General features: G+C 70.4%; 20 protein-coding genes. 8 read left to right on the top strand and 12 right to left on the bottom strand.

Features of this window, described 5'->3' with window-relative positions; translation table 11 throughout:
- Positions 1-55: 55 nt before the first annotated feature.
- From FB470_RS16440 to FB470_RS16425, 4 genes are all read right to left on the bottom strand, one after another.
- Positions 56-1,150, bottom strand: a complete 1,095-nt coding sequence (locus FB470_RS16440; protein ID WP_306992533.1) for a hypothetical protein — start codon at positions 1,148-1,150, stop codon at positions 56-58.
- On the bottom strand, positions 1,134-1,346 hold the full coding sequence (locus FB470_RS16435; protein WP_306992531.1) for a Trm112 family protein: 213 nt from the start codon (positions 1,344-1,346) through the stop codon (positions 1,134-1,136). Before FB470_RS16435 ends, FB470_RS16440 begins: the two co-directional genes overlap by 17 nt.
- Before the next feature lie 9 nt (positions 1,347-1,355).
- Complete coding sequence (locus tag FB470_RS16430; RefSeq protein ID WP_306992529.1) at positions 1,356-2,711, bottom strand: phosphomannomutase/phosphoglucomutase; 1,356 nt, start codon at positions 2,709-2,711, stop codon at positions 1,356-1,358.
- A 79-nt stretch (positions 2,712-2,790) separates the two neighbouring features.
- Entirely contained in the window at positions 2,791-3,147 is a 357-nt protein-coding gene (locus FB470_RS16425) for a DUF3499 domain-containing protein (protein ID WP_167111432.1), read from the bottom strand.
- A 96-nt stretch (positions 3,148-3,243) separates the two neighbouring features.
- Here FB470_RS16425 and FB470_RS16420 point away from each other — a divergent pair, with 96 nt between their 5' ends.
- Positions 3,244-3,705, top strand: a complete 462-nt coding sequence (locus FB470_RS16420; RefSeq protein WP_306992527.1) for a metallopeptidase family protein — start codon at positions 3,244-3,246, stop codon at positions 3,703-3,705.
- Positions 3,706-3,708: 3 nt separating this feature from the next.
- On the opposite strand, the gene FB470_RS16415 is transcribed toward FB470_RS16420, so the two are convergent.
- Both FB470_RS16415 and FB470_RS16410 read right to left on the bottom strand, forming a co-directional pair.
- Positions 3,709-5,649 (bottom strand): hypothetical protein, encoded by a 1,941-nt coding sequence (locus FB470_RS16415; RefSeq protein WP_306992525.1) that lies wholly within the window; start codon positions 5,647-5,649, stop codon positions 3,709-3,711.
- A 134-nt stretch (positions 5,650-5,783) separates the two neighbouring features.
- Positions 5,784-6,107, bottom strand: coding sequence for a WhiB family transcriptional regulator (locus FB470_RS16410; protein ID WP_306992523.1), 324 nt, complete (start codon positions 6,105-6,107; stop codon positions 5,784-5,786).
- Positions 6,108-6,320: 213 nt separating this feature from the next.
- Here FB470_RS16410 and FB470_RS16405 point away from each other — a divergent pair, with 213 nt between their 5' ends.
- Positions 6,321-7,100: a site-2 protease family protein gene (locus tag FB470_RS16405; RefSeq protein WP_306992521.1), complete on the top strand. Its 780-nt coding sequence runs from the start codon at positions 6,321-6,323 to the stop codon at positions 7,098-7,100.
- 2 nt (positions 7,101-7,102) lie between these two features.
- Here FB470_RS16405 and FB470_RS16400 read toward each other — a convergent pair whose 3' ends face one another.
- The 3 genes from FB470_RS16400 to mshB are packed head-to-tail and all read right to left on the bottom strand — an operon-like array spanning position 7,103 to position 9,008.
- Positions 7,103-7,813, bottom strand: a complete 711-nt coding sequence (locus FB470_RS16400; RefSeq protein ID WP_306992519.1) for a hypothetical protein — start codon at positions 7,811-7,813, stop codon at positions 7,103-7,105.
- Positions 7,806-8,177, bottom strand: a complete 372-nt coding sequence (locus tag FB470_RS16395; RefSeq protein WP_306992517.1) for a hypothetical protein — start codon at positions 8,175-8,177, stop codon at positions 7,806-7,808. Before FB470_RS16395 ends, FB470_RS16400 begins: the two co-directional genes overlap by 8 nt.
- Complete coding sequence (mshB, locus tag FB470_RS16390) at positions 8,178-9,008, bottom strand: N-acetyl-1-D-myo-inositol-2-amino-2-deoxy-alpha-D-glucopyranoside deacetylase (RefSeq protein ID WP_306992516.1); 831 nt, start codon at positions 9,006-9,008, stop codon at positions 8,178-8,180.
- Between the two features lie 385 nt (positions 9,009-9,393).
- Between mshB and FB470_RS16385 the strand changes: the two genes are divergently transcribed.
- The 5 genes from FB470_RS16385 to FB470_RS16365 all read left to right on the top strand — a co-directional run bounded on the left by FB470_RS16385 (position 9,394) and on the right by FB470_RS16365 (position 15,347).
- Positions 9,394-11,145: an ABC transporter family substrate-binding protein gene (locus FB470_RS16385; protein ID WP_306992513.1), complete on the top strand. Its 1,752-nt coding sequence runs from the start codon at positions 9,394-9,396 to the stop codon at positions 11,143-11,145.
- A 168-nt stretch (positions 11,146-11,313) separates the two neighbouring features.
- On the top strand, positions 11,314-12,294 hold the full coding sequence (locus FB470_RS16380; protein WP_306992510.1) for an ABC transporter permease: 981 nt from the start codon (positions 11,314-11,316) through the stop codon (positions 12,292-12,294).
- Positions 12,287-13,225, top strand: a complete 939-nt coding sequence (locus FB470_RS16375; RefSeq protein ID WP_306992509.1) for an ABC transporter permease — start codon at positions 12,287-12,289, stop codon at positions 13,223-13,225. The genes FB470_RS16380 and FB470_RS16375 overlap by 8 nt, the downstream gene beginning before the upstream one ends.
- Complete coding sequence (locus FB470_RS16370) at positions 13,222-14,298, top strand: ABC transporter ATP-binding protein (RefSeq protein WP_306992507.1); 1,077 nt, start codon at positions 13,222-13,224, stop codon at positions 14,296-14,298. Before FB470_RS16375 ends, FB470_RS16370 begins: the two co-directional genes overlap by 4 nt.
- Positions 14,295-15,347, top strand: coding sequence for an ABC transporter ATP-binding protein (locus FB470_RS16365; RefSeq protein ID WP_306992505.1), 1,053 nt, complete (start codon positions 14,295-14,297; stop codon positions 15,345-15,347). The genes FB470_RS16370 and FB470_RS16365 overlap by 4 nt, the downstream gene beginning before the upstream one ends.
- Positions 15,348-15,429: 82 nt before the next feature.
- Here FB470_RS16365 and FB470_RS16360 read toward each other — a convergent pair whose 3' ends face one another.
- Positions 15,430-17,175 carry an ABC transporter family substrate-binding protein gene (locus FB470_RS16360; RefSeq protein ID WP_370876475.1) on the bottom strand — a complete coding sequence of 582 codons (1,746 nt, stop codon included), beginning with the start codon at positions 17,173-17,175 and terminating at the stop codon, positions 15,430-15,432.
- Positions 17,176-17,346: 171 nt separating this feature from the next.
- Entirely contained in the window at positions 17,347-19,260 is a 1,914-nt protein-coding gene (gene typA, locus FB470_RS16355) for a translational GTPase TypA (RefSeq protein ID WP_306992504.1), read from the bottom strand.
- A 142-nt stretch (positions 19,261-19,402) separates the two neighbouring features.
- Between typA and FB470_RS16350 the strand changes: the two genes are divergently transcribed.
- A complete protein-coding gene (locus FB470_RS16350) occupies positions 19,403-19,558 on the top strand; it encodes a hypothetical protein (protein WP_306992503.1) in 156 nt (51 codons plus the stop codon).
- Here FB470_RS16350 and FB470_RS16345 read toward each other — a convergent pair.
- Positions 19,555-19,854, bottom strand: coding sequence for a YciI family protein (locus FB470_RS16345; protein ID WP_306992502.1), 300 nt, complete (start codon positions 19,852-19,854; stop codon positions 19,555-19,557). The genes FB470_RS16350 and FB470_RS16345 overlap by 4 nt on opposite strands.
- Between the last annotated feature and the right edge of the window lie 177 nt (positions 19,855-20,031).

The following is a 20,031-nucleotide window of genomic DNA, read 5'->3' as shown; positions in this document are numbered from 1 at the left end:
CTCCTTGGCTCTACAACCCCTCGCCCGATCCCGCGGATTCGGGCCCGGACCGGCGTCAGGCGCTCGCCGGTTCGTAGTGCCCGCCACCACCCGTGGTGGCGGTCGCCAGCCCGAGGTAGACCGCGGCCAGCTCGAACCGGAGTGCGAGCACCCCGGCGCGCACGGGTTCGTCACCGACGATCTCGTCCGCGGGCGCGACCACCCCGGCCCCGGGAAGCGTATGCGAAGCGTCGTGGCGCGCCGCGTCGGCCGCCGGGCCGCTGTGCACCGCGAGCAGCAGCGGCCGGTAGTTCGGCAGGTCGCTGTCGAAATCGGGGTCGGCGAAGATGTCCCGCTCGCCCGAGCTGCTCGCGGCCGCCTGGTGCAGTGCGCGGCGGGTCAGCGCCTGCCGGTAGTCGGCGACGTCGGCGACGACCCCGGCGAACGCGCCCAGCGCGTACCCGGCGTGCTGGGCGACGGCGACCGCGATCGGGTCGAGTCCCCACAGCAGCGGGATCCGGTCGGCGAGGCGCAGGGCGAGCGCCTTGGCCGGGTTGGTGAAGGAGTCGCGGCCGAGGTGGCCCCGCTCCGCCTCGGAGTCGAGCTGGTCGGCCAGCGCCTGCACGTCGGCCATCAGCAACCCGAGCGCGTTCGCGGTGAGCAGGGCGGCGGCGAGACCGCGGGCGAACGTCAGCTCGGGCGGCACCGGGACCCGCGGGACGAGCTGGATGCCCTTCCCGGCGATCGACGCCGCCACCGGCCCCTCGTTCGGCGCGGACAGCACGACCGTCGCCCCGAACCGCGTGGCCCGTTCGACGCCCGCCGCGAGCTCGCGGTCGAACGGGTCGTCGGTGTGGGTGAACACGACGTCGAGCGCGCCGATCCACGGCGGCACCGCGTCGGTGACCACGACCGGCACCGGGCAGGCCGGCGCCAGCAGCGCGTGCAGCAACCGGGCGACACTCCGGCCCACGCCCGGACGGACGACCAGCACGAGCGCGCGCGGACGGCCCAGGTCGAGCCGGTCGGCCAGCTCGGCCTCACCGGCGACCTCGGCGGTGGCGCGCACCTGGGCGCCCGCCATCGCCGCGGCCCGCAGCAGTCCTGCCGTGTCGGCCTCCGCCAGCCGTGCGGGGTCGTCCAGGAGGGTGTCGTCAAGCACCGTCGGCACGGGACTCACCCGGGATCGTGGCCTCGTCGAGCAACAGGACCGGGATGCCGTCCCGGACCGGGAACTCGCGGCCGCACGACGTGCACGTCAGGGCGTCGGCCTCCGGGTCGCCCGCGGTGCCCGGGCGCAGCGGCGCGTGGTCGTCGGACGGGCAGGCCAGGATCTCCAGCAACTTGGGGTCGAGCGCGACTGCCATGGAACCTCCCTAGCTGCGAACGATCGCGAGGACTTCTTCGGTCAGCGCGCGGACCGCGTCCTCGTCGGCGGCCTCGACGTTGAGCCGCAGCAGCGGCTCGGTGTTGGACGGGCGCAGATTGAACCACGCCTTGCCCGGCAGCCTCACGGTGAGGCCGTCCATCTCGTCGACCTCGACGCCCGGCCGGCTCGCGAACGCGTCCTTGACGGCGAGCTGCTTGGCGACCTGGTCGTCGACCGTCGAGTTGATCTCGCCCGAGGCCGCGTAGCGCGAGTACGCCGCCGTCAGCTCGGACAGCGGACCGTCCTGCTCACCGAGCGCGGCCAGCACGTGCAGGGCCGCCAGCATGCCGGTGTCGGCCCGCCAGAAGTCGCGGAAGTAGTAGTGGGCCGAGTGCTCGCCGCCGAAGATCGCGCCGGTGGACGCCATCTCCTGCTTGATGAACGAGTGCCCGACACGGGTGCGCACCGGCTTGCCGCCGTGCTCGGCGACGATCTCCGGCACCGCCTGCGACGTGATCAGGTTGTGGATGATCGTGGCGCCCGGCTCCTTGGCCAGCTCGCGCACCGCGACCAGTGCGGTGATCGCGCTCGGCGAGACCGGGTCGCCGTTCTCGTCGACCACGAAGCAACGGTCGGCGTCGCCGTCGAAGGCCAGGCCCGCGTCCGCGCCCACCTCGCGCACCTTGGCCTGCAGGTCGACCAGGTTCTTCGGGTCCAGCGGGTTGGCCTCGTGGTTGGGGAAGCTGCCGTCGAGCTCGAAGTACATCGGCACGACCTCGATCGGCAGGCCCTCGAAGACGGTGGGGACGGTGTGGCCGCCCATGCCGTTGCCCGCGTCCACGGCGATCTTCAGCGGGCGGCTTCCCGACAGGTCGACCAGCCGGCGCAGGTAGGCGGCGTACTCCGGCAGCACGTCCCGCTCGGTGACGCTGCCCGGCTGCCCGGCGAACTGCGGCACGCCCTGCTCGACGGTGTCGCGGATCTCGGCGAGCCCGGACTCCTGGCCGACCGGGGCGGCGCCCGCGCGGCACAGCTTGATGCCGTTGTACCGGGCCGGGTTGTGGCTCGCCGTGAACATCGCGCCCGGCATGTTGAGCGAGCCGGAGGCGAAGTAGAGCTGGTCGGTGCTGCACAGGCCGATCGAGACGACGTCGAGGCCCTGCGAGTTGACGCCCTCGGCGAACGCGGCGGCCAGGCCCGGGGACGACTCGCGCATGTCGTGGCCGATCACGACCGACGGCGACTCCGGCTTGATCAGCAGCGCGAAGGCGGCACCGAAGTCCCGGACGAGGCCGGCGTCCAGCTGCTCGCCGACGACACCACGGATGTCGTAGGCCTTGACGATGGCCGACAGGTCTGACACGCGCTCTCCCCGAGAGTTGTCCATGGGCTGCGGATACCCGAGAGCCTACCGGGGGAACGCTCGGCGGATGTGGCGTGACCTACGAGATCGGGTCGGGCAGCACCCGCAGGTGGCCGCGGCGCCCGGAGGGGCCCTCCGGCTCCGGCGGCGGGGCGGGCTTGTCCGACCGGCCGGCCTCCCGGACGGCCTCGGCCAGCGCCGTGAGCTCGTCGTCGGACCGGTCCGGGGCGGCGAACTCGCCCTCGTGCCGGACGACCTCCCAGCCCCGGGGTGCGGTCAGCCGGAGCGCGTGCTCCTCGCACAGGTCGTAGGAATGCGGCTCGGACGCCGTCGCGAGGGGACCGACCACCGCGGTCGAATCGCTGTAGGCGTAGGTAAGCGTGGCGACGGCCGGGTTCAGGCACCCCGTTCGCGAACACTTTCGTACGCTCGACACGATCGCAGACGATAGCGCTTCACCCCGACAAGTGCGCGCAGGCGCACCGGTGGAGGCCACCGACCGACGCCAACGCGTAACCTTCCGGATGTGTCTATGGCTCGAAGTTCCCGGCATCGGCGGCGTGTCCGCCGGGACCGGCATGGCCGCGGGCTGCGCGGGCCGCTGTACCCGGCGACCCTGCCCGCCGCGGCCAGCCGTGCGGAGAAGTTCGACCAGCTCGTGCTCGACGCGCTGGAGCCGATCGAGGCCCGCTGGCGGGACCAGCTGACCAAGCTCGACGTGGCCGTCGACGACGTGCCCGAGATCCGCGGCGGTGGCGGCCCGGAGGACGACGGGGTGCTCCACGACGGGGCGGTGCCGCTGTCCCGGCTGGTCCCGGCGGGCGTGGACCGGGCAGGCATGCCGACGCGCGCGCGGATCGTGCTGTACCGGCGCCCGCTGGAGGCGCGGGCCAAGGACCCCGGCGAACTGGCCGAACTCGTGCACGACGTGCTGGTCGAGCAGGTGGCCGGCTACCTGGGCGTCGAACCGGACATCATCGAGGGCGGCGAGTAGGTCTCAGGCGGCCGGAGCCGGCGCCGGCTCCTCCTCGCCGCGGTGCGGATCGCGCAGGCGGGTCGGTACCGCGGTCAGCAGCGTGAACAGCACGGCCGCGATCTGCACGAGCAGCAGCACGTCCCGGAGCGTGGCGGGGTGCTGGAGCGTCACCTCGGCCTGCGCCGTCGGCACCGCGACCGCCACCTGGTGGCCCCACGCCGGCACGATCGGCACCGGCCTGCCGTCCACGGTCGCGCGCCAGCCGTCCTCCTGCTCGGCCGCCAGCACGAGCAGCCGCCCCGGCACGCCCTCGGACACCCGCACCCGCACGTCCGGCAGCTGCGCGTCGACCGGTGTCACCCCGAGCGTGCTCGTCGGCGCCTGCGACGTGACCGCCTGCCGCGCGACCCCGGGCGGGATCAACACGACCTGACCGCCGGGCTCGAGCAGCCGCAGCACCGGCCGCCCGTCGCTGGTCGGCGCGACCGAAGCCGCCAGGTCCCCGGCCATCCCCACGATCGGGCGGGCGTCCGCGCCCGCCGGGAGCACCACGAACAACGCGCCGGACGCCGCCGCACCGGACAACGCCGCGCGCGTCCGGGAAGCCTCCGGGTTCACCAGCGCGTCGTGCCACCCCGCCAGCCGCGCGGGCGTCGCCGCGCTCACCGCCAGCTGCTCGTCGCCGAAGCGCGGCATCCGGCCGCCGGTCTGCAGCGCCGGCGCGTGACCGGCGTCGAGGACCAGCACCGACCGCCCGGTGCGGGCGAGCTCGCCGGCCTGGTCCGGCGCGAGCGCGGGGCCGCCACCGGAGTGCAACGGCCCGCCGCTGCCCGCCACGACGACCCCCACCGCCAGTGCCCCGACGAGCACGGCGCCACCAGCGAGAAAAGGCTTTCCGAGATCACCGCGGCAGGCGGACAGCACGATCCACAGCAGCCCGGCCCCGATCACCAGCAGGGGCACGCCGGCGAACCCCGGCGACGGTTCACCGCCCTGCAGCGGTGTCACCGTCACCAGCCGGACCACGAGCAACCCCACCACCCCGAGGCCGACCACCGCGAGGCCGGCCCCGGCCGCCCGCGACGGCCGCACCGCGAAGGCGATCACCGCGGCCAGGAGCACGACGAGCCCGACCGGCAACGCACCGGCGCCGCCGGGGTCGAGGCCGGCGAGGTCGACCGCGGTCACCGGATCGCCCGGGCCGCTCAGCCCGTGCAGGACCAGCGCCGGGTGGTTCACCAGCACCGTCGGCCACGGCATCAGCAGCGCCAGCGGCACGAGCACGACGATGACCACCGCACCGGCCCGCTTGAGCAGCGGCGCGGGCGAGGGCAGCACCACGAACCCGACGATCAGCCCGGCCAGCGCGAGCAGGTGCGCCAGCGGTGAGAACGCGCCGAGCAGCGCCAGGCCCAGCGCGCCCAACGACGACGAGTGCAGCCACCGCTGTCCCGGACCGGTCAGCAGTCCCGCGATCCCGGCCACCACGGGCGGCAGCAGGATGTGAGCGGCCACCACGTCGAGCCTGCCCTGCGCCACCGCCGCCGTCGCGGCGGGCAGCAGCCCGTAGACCGCGGCGACCACCGCGCGCACCCACCGGTGCACCGGGAGGCGCCGCGTGGCGAAGTACGCCGACACCCCGGCGAGCGGGGCGTCCGCGATCATCAGCAACGACACGAACCCGTGCGGGGTGAAGATCGCCCCGAAGACACCGAGCACGGCCAGTGCGGCCGGCGCGGCACTCGCCGTGCCACCGCCCACCGCGTGCCAGCCCGCGAGATAAGCCGACCAGACCTCGCCCAGCGATCCGGTCTCGAGCAGCCGCCCGCCGGCGAGGTCGAACCCCAGTCGTCCCGCGTTGACCGACAGACCCAGTGCGGCCAGCACCACGAAAACGCCCGCAACCGGGGCGATCCTGGCCACCGTCGACGTCTTGTCCGGGACGTTCACGTTGTCGGGCAAGGCTTCTCCAGTGGGCGGCGACGATCGGTGTCGATCTCCTGCCGCGTTAGCCTAGCTGAGCCGACCGTGCCCGGCGCACCCGCACGAGTACGCGAACACCTGCCACCTCGTTGTGAAGCAGGCGTGAAATTTCCTTAGACAGCCCGCTTTTTGAGCTTCCGACGCTCCCGTTCGGACAGACCGCCCCAGATGCCGAAGCGCTCGTCGTGGGCCAGCGCGTACTCCAGGCATTCGCCCTTCACTTCGCAGCCCTGACAGATCCGCTTCGCCTCACGGGTGGAGCCGCCCTTCTCCGGGAAGAACGCCTCGGGATCGGTCTGCGCGCACAGCGCGCGGTCCTGCCACTCGGGGGGCTCGTCGTTGTCGAAGAGGTCGACGAGCTCGCCCAGCTCCACCTCCGGGCCTTCTCGCCACTCCACGACGTTCCCCCAATCCCTTCCATCAGTTTCCAACCGCATGTCCGCCTCCTCTGCTTCCACGCACTCCCCAGGCTGGCGGTCTTGCATCGCCGTCACCGTCGCCCCCTTGCAGCAACGAATAACAGCACTGTGATTACACCCGTGTAATGAGGCTAGGTCAAGCGGAGTAGCGAGGTTGGGGGATGCTTCTCCGCCGCCGCGCAAGCGGACACGCCGAGCATCGACTCGCGAGGATGCGACAGACTGGACCTCGTGCAACGATCCGCGGTCCGACCCAGTCCTGTCTTCTTCGGCATCCTCGCACTCACCGTAGTGGGTGGCCTACTGGCCGCGTTCGGTGATGCGAACACGCTGCTGACTCCCAACCAAGACCCGATGGTGGTAGCCGGCATCTTCATCCTCGTGATCGCGGGATGGGTGCTCTCGCTCACGCTGCACGAGTTCGGGCACGCCTTCGTGGCCTTCAAGGGCGGCGACTACGAAGTCGCCTCGAAGGGCTACCTGTCGATGGACGTCCGGCACTACACCGACCCGGTGCTGTCCATCGTGCTGCCGTTGATCTTCCTGCTCATCGGCGGCATCCCGCTGCCCGGCGGTGCGGTGTGGATCAACCGGTGGGCCCTGCGCACCCGCTCCGTCGCGTCGTGGGTGTCCCTGGCCGGCCCGCTGAGCAACCTCCTGGTCGGCATCGTGCTCACCGTGGTGGTGCAGCTGGTCCCCATGCCGATCGGCCTGCTGGCCGGGCTGTCGTTCCTGGCGCTGCTGCAGATCGCGGCCTTCGTGCTGAACATCCTGCCGGTGCCCGGCCTGGACGGCTACGGCGCGATCGAGCCCTACCTGTCGCCGGAGGCGCGCGAGTTCGGCGCGAAGGCGCGGCCGTGGGCGCCGCTGGTCCTGTTCGCCCTGCTGTTCGCGGTTCCCGCCGTGGGCAGCGCGTTCTGGGACCTGGTGCAGTTCATCTACGGCGCGTGCGGCGGCAACGACTTCGCCGCGGCGGTCGGCCAGTACGCCTTCCTCTTCTGGCGCCACTGACGCTAGGCCGCGCGGGCGATCCAGTCGTCCGCGCGGCGCACGACCCGCTTGAGCCCGCTGCGCTCGCCGAGGTAGTCGCCGACCAGGCCGACGACCGGCAGCATCCCGACGGCCCGGTGGTAGAACCGGCCGTGCGGCCGCTTGTCCAGCTCGCCGGTGATCGCCATGAGCGAGCGGCCCATGCGCCACAGGGTCTTGCCCGCGGACTTCAGGGTGATGTGCCGCGAGCGGTGCTCCACCTGGGAGAACTCACCGGCCAGCTTCGCGGTTTCGGCGTCCTCGACGGCCGCGTCGCGTTCACCGTCCTTGCCCGCCGCGAGCGCCGGGTCGACGTCGCGTCCGAACAGCACCCACGCGACCAGCCGGACGCGCTCACCGACGTCGGTGACGCCGCGTTCCTCGGCGATGGCGGTCAGCAGCAGCGCCTGCGTGGCCGTGCCCAGCGCGTCCTGCACGGGCAGCCGGTCGGCGAGCGCGCCACCCAGGCCGGGGATCGAGGTGACGAGCGAGGTCAGCCGTCCCAGCCGGTTGATCCACCAGTCGACGTGCTGGTCGCGGGCCATCGCCTCCCACGCGGCTGATCCGGGCACGCGCACGGAGGCCAGCCCCTCCAGGCGGCCCGGGGTGCGCAACGCGTGCAGCACGGGGCCCGACGCGCGCACGACCGGCCGCAGCACGGCGACGACCTGGCGGTCGGAAATCGCTTCACCCACGGCGGGCGGCACCTTCCTTCGGCGGCACGGCGAGCACCCCACCCAGGCTCAGGGCGGCCGGCAGTGCCCCGCCGGCGATGAGCAGCAACGCTCGCCAGTCCTGCAGCAGCACGAGATCACCGCCGGGCCCGAACAGCCCGACGACCACTACGACCAGTACCCACACGATCAACGGGGCAAACGCCGCCCGCGGCGCGACGAGCCGCCCGGCCAGCCGGACGAGCACCGGCGTGGTGACCGCGGCGACGAGTGCGGTGATCGGGAACGGGATCGTGCCGCCGACGCGCAGCGGCAGGAAGAACAGCTCGAGCAGCGCCAGCAGTGCCGCGTCGACGATCAGCAGCACCAGCAGCAGCCTGGTCATCTACAGCCCTCCGAACAGGTCGCGCTCCGCGCCCTCGGCGGGGCCGTGCACGAGTACATAGTGCTCGACGTCGCCGATGGGCTGCGCGATGCCGTTGGACAACGCGAACGCGGGGGGCCGGACGCTGATCTGCGTCTCGTGCGCGGCCAGCGCCGCGATCTTGGCGTCGAGGTGGTCGCCGACGTCGATCGCGGTGGTGATCTCCTCGTCCGGGGTCGTGGGCAGCTCGCCGTCCTCCGGCAGCCGCCACGGCAGCCCGGGCACGTCCCGCAGCCGGTCGAGCCCGCGCGCGAGCGCGTCGCGCGAGGCGGCGATGTGGAAGACCCGGCGCACGTACGGTGCGTCCTGGACCGCGATCATGGTTACTGCGTGTGCCCGGATGTGGTCCGGGTGCCCGTACCCGCCGAAGGCGTTGTAGGTCACGACCACATGGGGCCGCACCTCGTCCAGAACGGTCCGCAACTGGCCGGCCTGCTCATGTGGATCACCTCCGCAAAAGGCCCGCGGGTGATCGGCCGACGGCGTGCCCGCCATGCCGGAATCCCGCCACCGCCCGATACCGCCCAGATAACACTGGCGGGTCAACCCGAGGGCCGCGCCGGCCGCCGCCAGCTCCCCCACGCGGTACCCGCCGAGCTGGTCGCCCGCCCACGCGCCGAGCTGGTCCAGTCCCTTCGGGATGATCTCCCCCTCCTCGCCGAGTGTGCAGGTCACGAGGGTCGTCTCGACCCCTTCGGCGGCGTAGCGGGCGATGGTCCCCCCGGTGGTGATGCTCTCGTCGTCGGGGTGGGCGTGCACGAGGAGAAGCCGGCGTGCGGAGGTAGCGGTCACGACTTCAGGTTAATTAGAAGATTGTGCGGCGTTCCTGTCACAGGCGTATGACTAGTCCTTTCGTGGGGTCCACAAAGTGGGACGCGTCGGTTATTCTCCCCCGAGCTACGCACCGCGCCGTAGCAGGGGATATCCACGAAGGGGTGCCTGTGCGCCAAGGTCCGGTGGGGTGGGTGAGCGGCCACGAGCAGCGATGATCGTCGCCCGATCGAGTGAGGGACGCCGCGTCACTGTTCCATCACAATCTCACGCTGAGTGGCCGCCGAAGCTGTTCCCCTGCCTAGGTTGCACGACTACGGTGAGCAAACTCGATCACCTCGACAGTTCGCCGCCACAGGAACGAGGCCGCCTCGCAACCCACGACGGCGTCGAGCAAGGAGAATGAATGTTAGGGAAGACCAAGTTGCGTGCCGCCAGACTCGGCGCGCTCGCAGCTACCGCCGCACTGGCGCTCGCAGCCTGTGGTGGTGGCGGCGGTGGCAACAGCGGCGTGCAGACCGGCCAGGCGTTCGCCCAGTGCGACTCCAACGCCAACGCGTGCAACTCGGCCGCCGCGGACCAGCTGCAGGACGGCGGTGACGTCACGTTCGCGATCGAGAAGAACATCCCGAACTGGAACGTGACCTCCGCCGAAGGCAACGTCTTCGAGACCGGCATGGTGACCAAGGGCCTGCTGCCCTACACCTTCTACACGACTCCGGACCTCAAGCCGACGCTGAACACGGACTTCGTGACCTCGGCCGACATCACCAGCACCAACCCGCAGACGGTGGTCTACAAGATCAACCCGAAGGCAGTCTGGTCCGACGGCACCCCGATCAGCGCGGACGACTTCATCTACAACTGGAAGGTCCAGAACGGCAAGGACTGCCCGGACTGCTCGCCGGCCAGCACCTCCGGTTACGACCAGATCGCCTCGGTCGTGGGTTCGGACAACGGCAAGACGGTCACCGTGACCTTCGCCAAGCCGTACACCGACTGGAAGGTCCTGTGGAGCTCGACCGGTGCGATGTACCCCGCGCACCTGGCCGCGCAGCACGGTGACCAGAACACCCCGGCCGGCCTGGCCGAGTCGTACAAGTGGTTCGGCGAGACCGTGCCGACCTGGTCCGGCGGCCCCTGGAAGCTGGACAACTTCCAGAACAACGTGTCGGCCACGATGGTGCCGAACCCGTCCTGGTGGGGCGCCAAGCCGCACCTGTCGCGGGTGATCTTCCGGATCATCACCGACGCCTCGCAGGAGCCGACGGCCCTGCAGAACCGCGAGGTCCAGGTCATCTACCCGCAGCCGCAGGTCGACCTGGTCAACCAGGTGCGCAACATCCCGAACGTGTCCTCCTACATCGGCCTCGGCCTGACCTGGGAGCACTTCGACTTCAACCTGAAGAACCCCGCGCTGGGCAACAAGGCCCTGCGGCAGGCCCTCTACACCGCGGTCGACGTCCAGGGCGTCATCGACAAGACGGTCGGCCAGTTCACCAACAAGGTGAAGCCGCTGCAGAACCACAACTTCATGCCGGGCCAGGAGGGCTACAAGGACGTCATTTCGTCCACCGGCCAGGGCACGGGTGACATCAACAAGGCGAAGCAGATCCTCACCAGCGCCGGTTACAAGCTCCAGGGTGACCAGCTGCTCGACCCGAGCGGCGCGCCCGTGCCGACCCTGCGCATGCGCTACACGGTCGGCAACCAGATCCGCCAGAACGAGTGCGAGCTGTTCCAGCAGGCCGCCAAGCAGCTGGGCGTCAAGGTCGACATCATCCCGACCGACTCGCTGGGCAAGACGACCACCAGCGGCGACTACGACGTGATCGTGTTCGCCTGGGTCGCCTCGCCGTTCCCGTTCTCGGGTGCCCAGCAGAACTGGACCACCGGTTCGGCCAGCAACTACGGCAAGTACAGCAACCCCCAGGTCGACAACCTGATCTCGCAGGCCAACGCCGAGACCGACCAGGCCAAGGCGGGCGACCTGCTCAACCAGGCCGACCAGCTGATGTCCGAGGACGCGTACGTGCTCCCGCTCTACCAGAAGCCGACCTTCATCGCGTCGTACGACAACATCGCCAACATCCGCAACAACTCGACCCTCGACGGGCCGGTCTACAACATGCAGGAATGGGGCATCCGGAAGGGCTGATCGCCCGGACGGGAGTACATTACCGAGAAGTAATGCGGTGGGGGAGCCCGGCGGCGCCGGACTCCCCCACCCCCTGACCCCCGCAAACTCCACATTCAGACAGGTCGCGCCGCCCGGTTCCGCCGTCACGAGCGGCGTGCTGGTCGCACTTTCAGCAGGAAGACCTCCATGCTCGCCTTCGCCTTGCGCCGGCTGCTCGTGTCGGTGCCGATCCTCATCCTGTCGACGTTCCTCGTCTTCTTGATGGTGTCGCTGTCGGCCAACCCGCTCGACCCCCTCATCACGCGGAACCCGCCCCCACCACCGCAGACGATCGCCGCCGAAGCCCACCGGCTGCACCTGGACCAGCCGCTCCTGGAGCGTTACTGGAACTGGATCACCGGGATCTTCCACGGCGACTTCGGCCCGTCCGTCAACTCGACGATGGACATCGGGCACGAAATCCTCTCCCGGTTCGGCGTCACCTTCCGCCTGATCTTCCTCGCGATGATCATCGCGCTGATCCTGGCGATCGTCGTCGGCGCCGTGAGCGCCGTGAAGCAGTACTCGAAGCTGGACTACACGGCCACCTTCTTCGGCTTCCTCTTCCTGTCGATGCCCGCCTTCTGGCTCGCGGTGCTCCTCAAGCAGGCCGGTATCTCGATCAACAACAACACCGGCGGCCAGGTCTTCTACACGATCGGCGCGAGCTCCATCTACGTGCAGGGCGGTTTCTGGGCCCACCTCGGCGACGTGCTGGGGCACATGATCCTGCCGACCATCTCGCTGGCGCTGATCTCCTACGCGTCGTGGAGCCGGTTCCAGCGCGGGTCGATGCTGGAGGTGCTCAACAGCGACTACGTGCGGCTCGCCCGCGCCAAGGGCCTGCCCCGCGGCGTGGTGATGCGGCGGCACGCGCTGCGCAACGCCCTCATCCCGCTGACCACGGTCACCGCGCTGGACCTGGCGTCCATCATCTCCGGCGCCGTCGTGACCGAGAAGGTGTTCCAGTGGCAGGGCGCGGGCAGCTTCCTGCTGGACGCCATCTCGCAGAGCGACGTGTACGCCGTCGAAGCGTGGCTACTCATCTCGGCGACCTTCGTCATCCTGTTCAACCTTGTCGCCGACCTGCTGTACGGCGTGCTCGACCCGAGGATCCGCCATGCCTGAGCCTTCGACCACCGAAAGCACCCCGACGGCCCAGCTGCAGGACAGCCCCAAGGGCACCGTCGAACGCGAGTTCACCGTCCAGGAGCGCGGCCAGCTCCAGCTCGTCCTGCGCCGGTTCCTCCAGCACCGGCTGGCCGTCGCCAGCCTCATCGTCCTGCTGCTGATCGTGCTGCTCGCCTACGTCGGCGGCTGGCTGTGGAAGTACGGACCGGACGACATCACCCCGGACAACTCGCAGCCGCCGTCGCCTGCGCACCCGTTCGGCACCGACGCGGTCGGCAAGGACATGTTCGCCAACGTACTGCGCGGCACCCAGATCTCACTGCAGATCTCCGTGCTGGTGGCGATCTTCTCGACGGTCGTCGGCACGATCTGGGGTGCGGTGGCCGGGTACTACCGCGGCTGGATCGACACCGTGCTGATGCGCATCGCCGACCTGGTGCTCACGCTGCCGCTGCTGGCCGTCGCCGCCGTGCTCGCCCACAACGTGGGTGGCAGCTGGTGGCTGATCGCGGTCGTCATCGCCGGCCTGTACTGGGCCTACGTCTCCCGGGTCGCCCGCGGCGTCGTGCTGTCGCTGCGCGAGAAGGAGTTCGTCGAGGCGGCCCGCGCGCTCGGGGCCGGTGACGCCCGGATCATCTTCCGGCACCTGGTGCCCAACGCGCTGGGCTCGGTGATCGTGAACGCGACGATCCTGGTGTCCATCGGCATCCTGCTGGAGACCGCGCTGTCGTTCCTCGGCTTCGGCGTGCGACCGCCGGACACCTCGCTCGGCCTGCTGGTGAGCGCCGCCCAGACCGCGGTCGACACCCGCCCGTGGCTGTTCTACTTCCCGGGCCTGTTCATCATCCTGATCGCGTTGACGATCAATTTCATCGGGGACGGGCTCCGCGACGCGTTCGACCCCCAGCAGACGAAGGTGCGCGCATGACCTCGTTCGACTCCCAGACGACGGCCGACCCCGTCCTCTCGGTGGAGGACCTGTCCGTCACGTTCCCCAGCGACGACGGGCCGGTGCAGGCCGTGCGCGGCGTGAGCTACCAGCTCGGCAGCGGTGAGGTGCTGGGCGTGGTCGGTGAGTCCGGTTCCGGCAAGTCGGTCACCTCCATGGCGGTCATGGGCCTGTTGCCCCGGACCGCCCGCGTCGAGGGCAGGATCGACTTCAAGGGTCGCAACCTGCTCGCACTCTCCGAGAAGGAGATGACCCGGGTCCGCGGCAGCGGTATCGCGATGGTCTTCCAGGACCCGATGACGTCGCTGAACCCGGTGTACCCGGTGGGCGACCAGATCGCCGAGGCCATCACCGCGCACCACGACGTGCGCAAGGACGTGGCCCGCAAGCAGGCCGTGGAGCTGCTGGACCTGGTCCGCATCCCGAACCCGCAGCAGCGGGCGACGGAGTACCCGCACCAGCTCTCCGGCGGTATGCGGCAGCGCGTGGTGATCGCGATCGCGATCGCCAACCGGCCCGAGGTGATCATCGCGGACGAGCCGACCACCGCGCTGGACGTGACCGTGCAGGCGCAGGTGCTGGACGCGCTGCAGGCGGCGAAGCAGGAGACCGGCGCCGCGATGGTGCTGATCACCCACGACCTCGGCGTCATCGCCGGGCAGGCCGACCGGGTGCAGGTCATGTACGCGGGCAAGGTGGTCGAGGCCGGGACGGTCGACGACATCTTCTACACCCCGCGCATGCCCTACACGCTGGGCCTGCTCGGCAGCCTGCCGCGGCTGGACGTCAAGACCGACCGCCTGACCCCGATCGCCGGTTCGCCGCCCTCGGTGGTCAACATGCCGCCGGGCTGCCCGTTCAGCCCGCGCTGCCCGATGGCGGCCGAGATCTGCGACCGGGAGGAGCCCTCGCTCGAGCCGACCACGGACGGGCTGCACGTCTCCGCCTGCCACTTCCGCGACGAGCTGGCCGGCCGCGAACCCACTGACCTGTTCAACCCGACTTCGGTGGACGACGCCGAAGCCGTGGCCGCCGGGGAGAAGAACGAATGAGCCACAGCGCGGCAGATGTGCTGCCTGAGCAGAACCAGCGGACCCCGGTCCTGTCGGCCCGCAACGTCGTCAAGCACTTCCCGGTGCGCAGCGGCGGCCTGGTCCGGCGCCAGATCGGCGAGGTCCAGGCCGTGTCCGGGGTGTCGTTCGACATCTACGAGCGCGAGACCCTCGCCCTGGTCGGCGAGTCCGGCTGCGGCAAGTCGACCACCGCGCGGGTGGTGCTGAACCTGCAGCCCGCCACCGACGGCGAGGTGCGCTTCGAAGGCACCGAACTAGGCAAGCTGAACCGCAAGGACCTGCAGCGGCTGCGTCGCGAGATGCAGATCGTGTTCCAGGACCCCTACGCCTCGGTCGACCCGCGCATGCCGGTCAACGAAATCATCGCCGAGCCCCTGCGGATCCACAACCTGTACGAGAAGGGCGGCCGGGAGCGGGTGCGCGAGCTGCTCGCCACGGTCGGGCTGCGGCCCGAGCACGGCAACCGGTACCCGCACGAGTTCAGCGGCGGCCAGCGGCAGCGCATCGGCATCGCGCGGGCGCTCGCGCTGCGGCCGAAGCTGCTGGTGCTGGACGAGCCGGTGTCGGCGCTGGACGTGTCCATCCAGGCCGGCGTGCTGAACCTGCTGCAGGACCTGCAGGCGGAGTTCGGGCTGTCGTACCTGTTCGTCTCGCACGACCTGTCCGTGGTCCGGCACATCTCCAACCGGATCGCGGTGATGTACCTGGGCAAGATCGTGGAGACGGCGCCGTCGGAGGAGCTGTTCGAGAACCCGGCGCACCCGTACACGCAGGCGCTGATCTCGGCCATCCCGGTGCCCGACCCGCGCAAGGAACGGTCGCGCGAACGGATCGTGATCACCGGCGACGTGCCCAGCCCGGCGAACCCGCCCAGCGGATGCCGGTTCCGGACGCGGTGCCCGAAGTTCGCGAACGAGCTCTCCGACGCCGAGCGGACCAAGTGCATCGACGAGGAGCCCTTGCTGGTCGACCGGGGACAGGGTCACCCGGCGGCGTGCCACTACGCGCAGGTGCGGCAGCTCATTTGAGTTTTTTGCGCGCGGAGAAGGCCCCCGGCTCGTGCTGGGGGCCTTTTTCGTTGCCGGGTCCGGGTCGCGGGCACCGACGATGTCAACGCCCGCTGCGGGTCCAGTTCACCGCGTTGCCGAACGGCCCCAGCAGCGGCGGACCGACTGTCATCCCCGAAATGCCCTGCCCGGTGGCCAGCGTGTCGGCCAGCTGGAACAACGGGATCGCGGTGTGCTGGGCCCACAACCGCGGCTCCAGTTCGGCCAGGGCGTCCGCCGCCGGCTTGGTCCCGGTCAGCGCCTCGTCGATCGTGGGCTGCAGGGACTCGTCGCACACGGCTGCCGGGTTGGCGGGCACCACCGCGACGTTCGACGACGGTGTGGACTGGCCCGGACGGCAGCCGAACCGGGACGCCAGCACCGTTGCCGCGTCGCCGCCCACCGGGAGCGGGACGACGGCGACGTCCACACCCACCGAGTTGCCCGTCGGGGCCTGCGAACCCGGGCTCACCGGCAGCGCCAGCAGGTTGGCGAACAGGTCCCGCGGCTGCGGCCCCAGCGTGTTCACCTGGATACCCGCCGCGACGAGCTGGTTGCTCAGCTCCTTCGCCATGCTCGCGTACGGCTCCTGCTGCCCGGGCGCCGCCACGACGAGGGTCAGTGCCTTGCCGTCCTTGCGCCAGACGCCGGCTTCCTTCACGTACCCCGCGCTGGTGAGCAGCCTCTCCGCGGCCGCCGGGTCGGGCACGCCGAAGCCGGCGGGGATCGTCGGCGCGTAGCCGGTCTGCGACGGCGGCAGCACCTGCGCATCGGCCCGCAGCCCGGCCGACGGGCCGCCGCCGGTGCCCTCGTCGATCAGCTTGTTGCGGTCGATGAGCGCGGACACCGCCTCGCGCACCCGGTCGTCCACCAACGGACCGTTCGCGGGGCGCAACAGCACCTCGGCCACCCGCGGGCTCGGCACGGTGTTCAGCTGGACCGTCGGCCCGAGCGCCTGGAACTGGTTCAGACCGGCGGCGTCCGTCCGGGACATGACGAACTGGTCGTTGCCGCTGCGCAGCGCACCGGCCAGGCCCGCCGCGTCCGACCGGCGCAGCACCAGCTGGTCGACCGCGGCCGGCTTGTCCCAGTAGCGCTCGTTGCGCTCCAGGATGATCTCTCCGCGCGCGTTGTCCCGCGTCTTGATCGAGAAGGGGCCACCGTAGGCGGGGAAGCTGTCCTGCAGCGCGCCCTGCCAGCCGCCGGGCGCGTCCTTGAGCAGGTGCTGCGGCAGCAGGTTCGAGAACAGGCTCTTCCAGCCGGGATAGGGCTCGGAGAACGTCACCTGGACGCCCTTGCCGCCCTCGCTGGGCTGGATGCCGCTGATCAGCCGGTAGCCGGCGGGCTGGACCACGCCGGGCTGGTCGCGCATCGCGTCGGCCAGGTAGACGAAGTCCTCCACCGCGATCGGCGCGCCGTCGGACCACGAGGCGTCCTGCCGGATCTGGTAGGTGACCGTGAACGGCTCGGTCGAGGTGACCTCGGCCGACCGCATGAGGGTGGTGTCCAGCTGGTACTCACCGGCGTCGTCGGGCCGGAAGACCGACGGGAGCAGCAGCTGCGACAGGGCGGTGGTGATCGTGGACTGGTCGGCGAGGTTGTGCGGGTTGTAGCCGCCCGCGATGTCGTCGACGCCGATGACGATCTGCGAGGCCGTGGTGACCGGTGAGGTCGACGACTGGGCCACCGGCGAGGTCACGACCGGCGGCGGCGGGGTGGTGTCGCACGCGGCCAGCGCGGTGAGCAGCACCGTGATCAGTGCCGCCGCGATACCGCTCTTCCGCACGCCTGCCTCCCCTGATGAGCCCATGATGGTGTCACAAGGCCTGTAGCCGCGACACCGAGATTGCCAGACCGGCGAGAACAAGCCGTCACCGGATCAGGTACCGCCGAAGGGTTGACGTCGCGGAGCGTGGTGAGGTTCCGCCGGACACGAAAGGGGACGTCCACCGCGGTGGACGTCCCCTTCGAAAACGCCGGTTCAGCCGCGCGACTTGGCGCGCGACCGCTCCTTGGCCCGCTGCGTGATCTCCAGCGTCACCTTCCGCACGCGCACCGCGTTCGGCGCGACCTCGACGCACTCGTCGACGGCGCAGAACTCCAGCGCCTCCTCCAGGCCCAGCTTGCGCGGGCGCGCCAGCCGCTCCAGCTCGTCACCGGTGGAGGAGCGCATGTTGGTGAGCTTCTTCTCCTTGGTGATGTTGATGTCGAGGTCCTCGGCGCGCGGGTTCTCGCCCACGACCATGCCCTCGTACACCTCGGCGCCCGGCTCCACGAAGAACGTGCCGCGGTCGGCCAGCTGGATCATCGCGTAGGAGGTGACCGGCCCCGAGCGGTCGGCGACCAGCGAACCGCTGTGCCGGGTGCGGATCTCGCCCGCCCACGGGTGGTAGCCCTCGAACACGTGGTTCGCGATGCCCGTGCCGCGGGTCTCGGTGAGGAAGTCGGTGCGGAACCCGATCAGCCCGCGCGCTGGGAGCACGAACTCGAGCTTGATCCGGCCGGTGCCGTGCCCGCCCATGTCCTCCATGCGGCCCTTGCGCGCCGCGAGCAGCTGGGTGACCGCGCCGAGGTGCTCCTCGGGGATGTCCAGCGTGAGCCGCTCGAACGGCTCGTGCAGCTTGCCGTCGATGGTCTTGGTGACCACCTGCGGCTTGCCGACGGTCAGCTCGAAGCCCTCGCGGCGCATCTGCTCGACCAGGATCGCCAGCGCCAGCTCGCCACGGCCCTGGACCTCCCAGGTGTCCGGGCGCTCGGTGGGCAGCACGCGGATCGACACGTTGCCGATCAGCTCCTGGTCCAGCCGCGCCTTGACCAGGCGGGCGGTGACCTTGTCGCCGCCGTTGCGGCCCGCCATCGGCGAGGTGTTGACGCCGATGGTCATCGAGATGGCGGGCTCGTCGACGGTGATCCGGGGCAGCGCCACCGGGTTCTCCACGTCGGCCAGCGTGTCGCCGATCGTGATGTCCGGGATGCCGGCGATCGCGACCAGGTCACCCGCCGAGGCCTCCTGCGCGGGGACGCGCTCGAGGGCCTCGGTGACCAGCAGCTCGGAGATCCGCACGTTCTGCACGGTGCCGTCCTCGCGCAGCCACGCGACGGTCTGCCCCTTGCGGAGCTTGCCCGCGTGGATGCGGATGAGTGCGATGCGGCCGAGGAAGTTGGACGCGTCGAGGTTGGTCACCAGGGCCTGCAGCGGGCTGTCCGGGTCGGCCTTGGGCGGCGGCACGTGGCGCAGCAGGACGTCGAACAGCGGGTCGAGGTTCTCGCTGTCGGGCAGCGCGCCGTCGGCGGGCTGCTCCAGGCTGGCCTTGCCGGCCCGCGCCGAGGCGTAGATGACCGGCAGGTCGAGGACGGCGTCGAGATCGGCGTCCTCGATGTCGCCCGCCAGGTCGAGCAGCAGGTCGTGGGTCTCCTCGACGACCTCGGCGATGCGCGCGTCGGGACGGTCCACCTTGTTGACCACGAGCACGACCGGCAGGCCGGCCTGCAGCGTCTTGCGCAGCACGAAGCGGGTCTGCGGGAGCGGGCCTTCGCTCGCGTCGACCAGGAGCAGCACGCCGTCGACCATGGCCAGGCCGCGCTCGACCTCGCCGCCGAAGTCGGCGTGGCCGGGCGTGTCGATCACGTTGATGGTGACCGAGCCCTCGCCGGTCTGGCGGCGGATGGCCGTGTTCTTGGCGAGGATCGTGATGCCCTTCTCACGTTCCAGCTCGCCGGAGTCCATCACGCGGTCGACGACCTCGGCACGTTCGCCGAAGGCGCCGGACTGCCGCAACATGGCGTCGACCAGGGTGGTCTTACCGTGGTCGACGTGCGCGACGATGGCTACGTTGCGCAGGTCGGTGCGGACCTTCTCGGCGGTTGCTGTGGGCACGCGAGGGCTCCTGAACATTTCGAAGGGATGAATCGCGGGCCCGCTCTGGCATACGCGATCCCCATCAGGATACCCCGTACCACATTGTGACCAGCGCCACGGTGGTTGATCACTTAGGTTCCCCTAACCTAAGAGGACCCGACAACGTTGGAGTGATGGCGTGGGCAAGAAGCACGCGGACCCGCGCAAGAAGGTCCGCAAGCTGATGAAGGCCGGCAAGGTCAAGAAGAAGTGCTGCCGGTCGAAGCCGCGCTGCAAGAAGTGCCCGGTCCTCGCACTGCAGCGGGCGAAGGCGGAGCTGGCGAAGGCGGCCTAGACCGCCAGCGCCTCGTTCACGAGCCGGAGCTCGGGCGCGGTGCGGGTGGCGCTGAATTCGATGATCCGGAACTGCGCGAGGTGTCGCTGCACGATCGGATTGGCGGCGATAACGGCTTCCAGGTGCACCTGGGCCATCGGCCTGGTGACGATCACGCAACCGGAATGCGGAGCCCGCCTGCCGGCGGCGAGGAACTCGCCCGACTGGAAGTGCCGGTCCAGCCATTTCGCGTGGTCAGCCAGGTAGTAGTCGACTTCTTCGACGGGGGCGGTGTAGTCGATCAACACGATGAACATACGTCCACGGTAGACCCGTGAACGACCCCCGGGAAATGTTTCCGGAGCGTTTTCGGGTAACTTGTGCAACACGCGTTCCCATTTCCAAAGAATTGCTCCCGCGCAGGCAATGTGGAGATTACTTTCGGCCACTGCTAGGCTCGCGGAGTGCGCACGACCGGGAACTTCTGGTGGCCG

It is taken from the genome of Amycolatopsis thermophila, assembly GCF_030814215.1.
GTDB lineage: Bacteria > Actinomycetota > Actinomycetes > Mycobacteriales > Pseudonocardiaceae > Amycolatopsis_E > Amycolatopsis_E thermophila.
The sequence above is the reverse complement of the archived record's forward strand: the minus strand, read 5'-3'. Positions and strand labels throughout refer to the sequence as shown.

Excerpts from the sequence above, each read along its gene's own strand:
- FB470_RS16420 (WP_306992527.1), top strand. The coding sequence starts at position 3,244 with ATGGCTCGAAGTTCCCGGCATCGGCGGCGTGTCCGCCGGGACCGGCAT.
- typA (WP_306992504.1), bottom strand. The coding sequence starts at position 19,260 with ATGTTCAGGAGCCCTCGCGTGCCCACAGCAACCGCCGAGAAGGTCCGC.
- FB470_RS16410 (WP_306992523.1), bottom strand. The coding sequence starts at position 6,107 with ATGCGGTTGGAAACTGATGGAAGGGATTGGGGGAACGTCGTGGAGTGG.
- FB470_RS16435 (WP_306992531.1), bottom strand. The coding sequence starts at position 1,346 with ATGGCAGTCGCGCTCGACCCCAAGTTGCTGGAGATCCTGGCCTGCCCG.
- FB470_RS16360 (WP_370876475.1), bottom strand. The coding sequence starts at position 17,175 with ATGGGCTCATCAGGGGAGGCAGGCGTGCGGAAGAGCGGTATCGCGGCG.
- FB470_RS16345 (WP_306992502.1), bottom strand. The coding sequence starts at position 19,854 with ATGTTCATCGTGTTGATCGACTACACCGCCCCCGTCGAAGAAGTCGAC.
- FB470_RS16395 (WP_306992517.1), bottom strand. The coding sequence starts at position 8,177 with ATGACCAGGCTGCTGCTGGTGCTGCTGATCGTCGACGCGGCACTGCTG.
- FB470_RS16375 (WP_306992509.1), top strand. The coding sequence starts at position 12,287 with ATGCCTGAGCCTTCGACCACCGAAAGCACCCCGACGGCCCAGCTGCAG.
- FB470_RS16385 (WP_306992513.1), top strand. The coding sequence starts at position 9,394 with ATGTTAGGGAAGACCAAGTTGCGTGCCGCCAGACTCGGCGCGCTCGCA.
- FB470_RS16380 (WP_306992510.1), top strand. The coding sequence starts at position 11,314 with ATGCTCGCCTTCGCCTTGCGCCGGCTGCTCGTGTCGGTGCCGATCCTC.
- FB470_RS16370 (WP_306992507.1), top strand. The coding sequence starts at position 13,222 with ATGACCTCGTTCGACTCCCAGACGACGGCCGACCCCGTCCTCTCGGTG.
- FB470_RS16365 (WP_306992505.1), top strand. The coding sequence starts at position 14,295 with ATGAGCCACAGCGCGGCAGATGTGCTGCCTGAGCAGAACCAGCGGACC.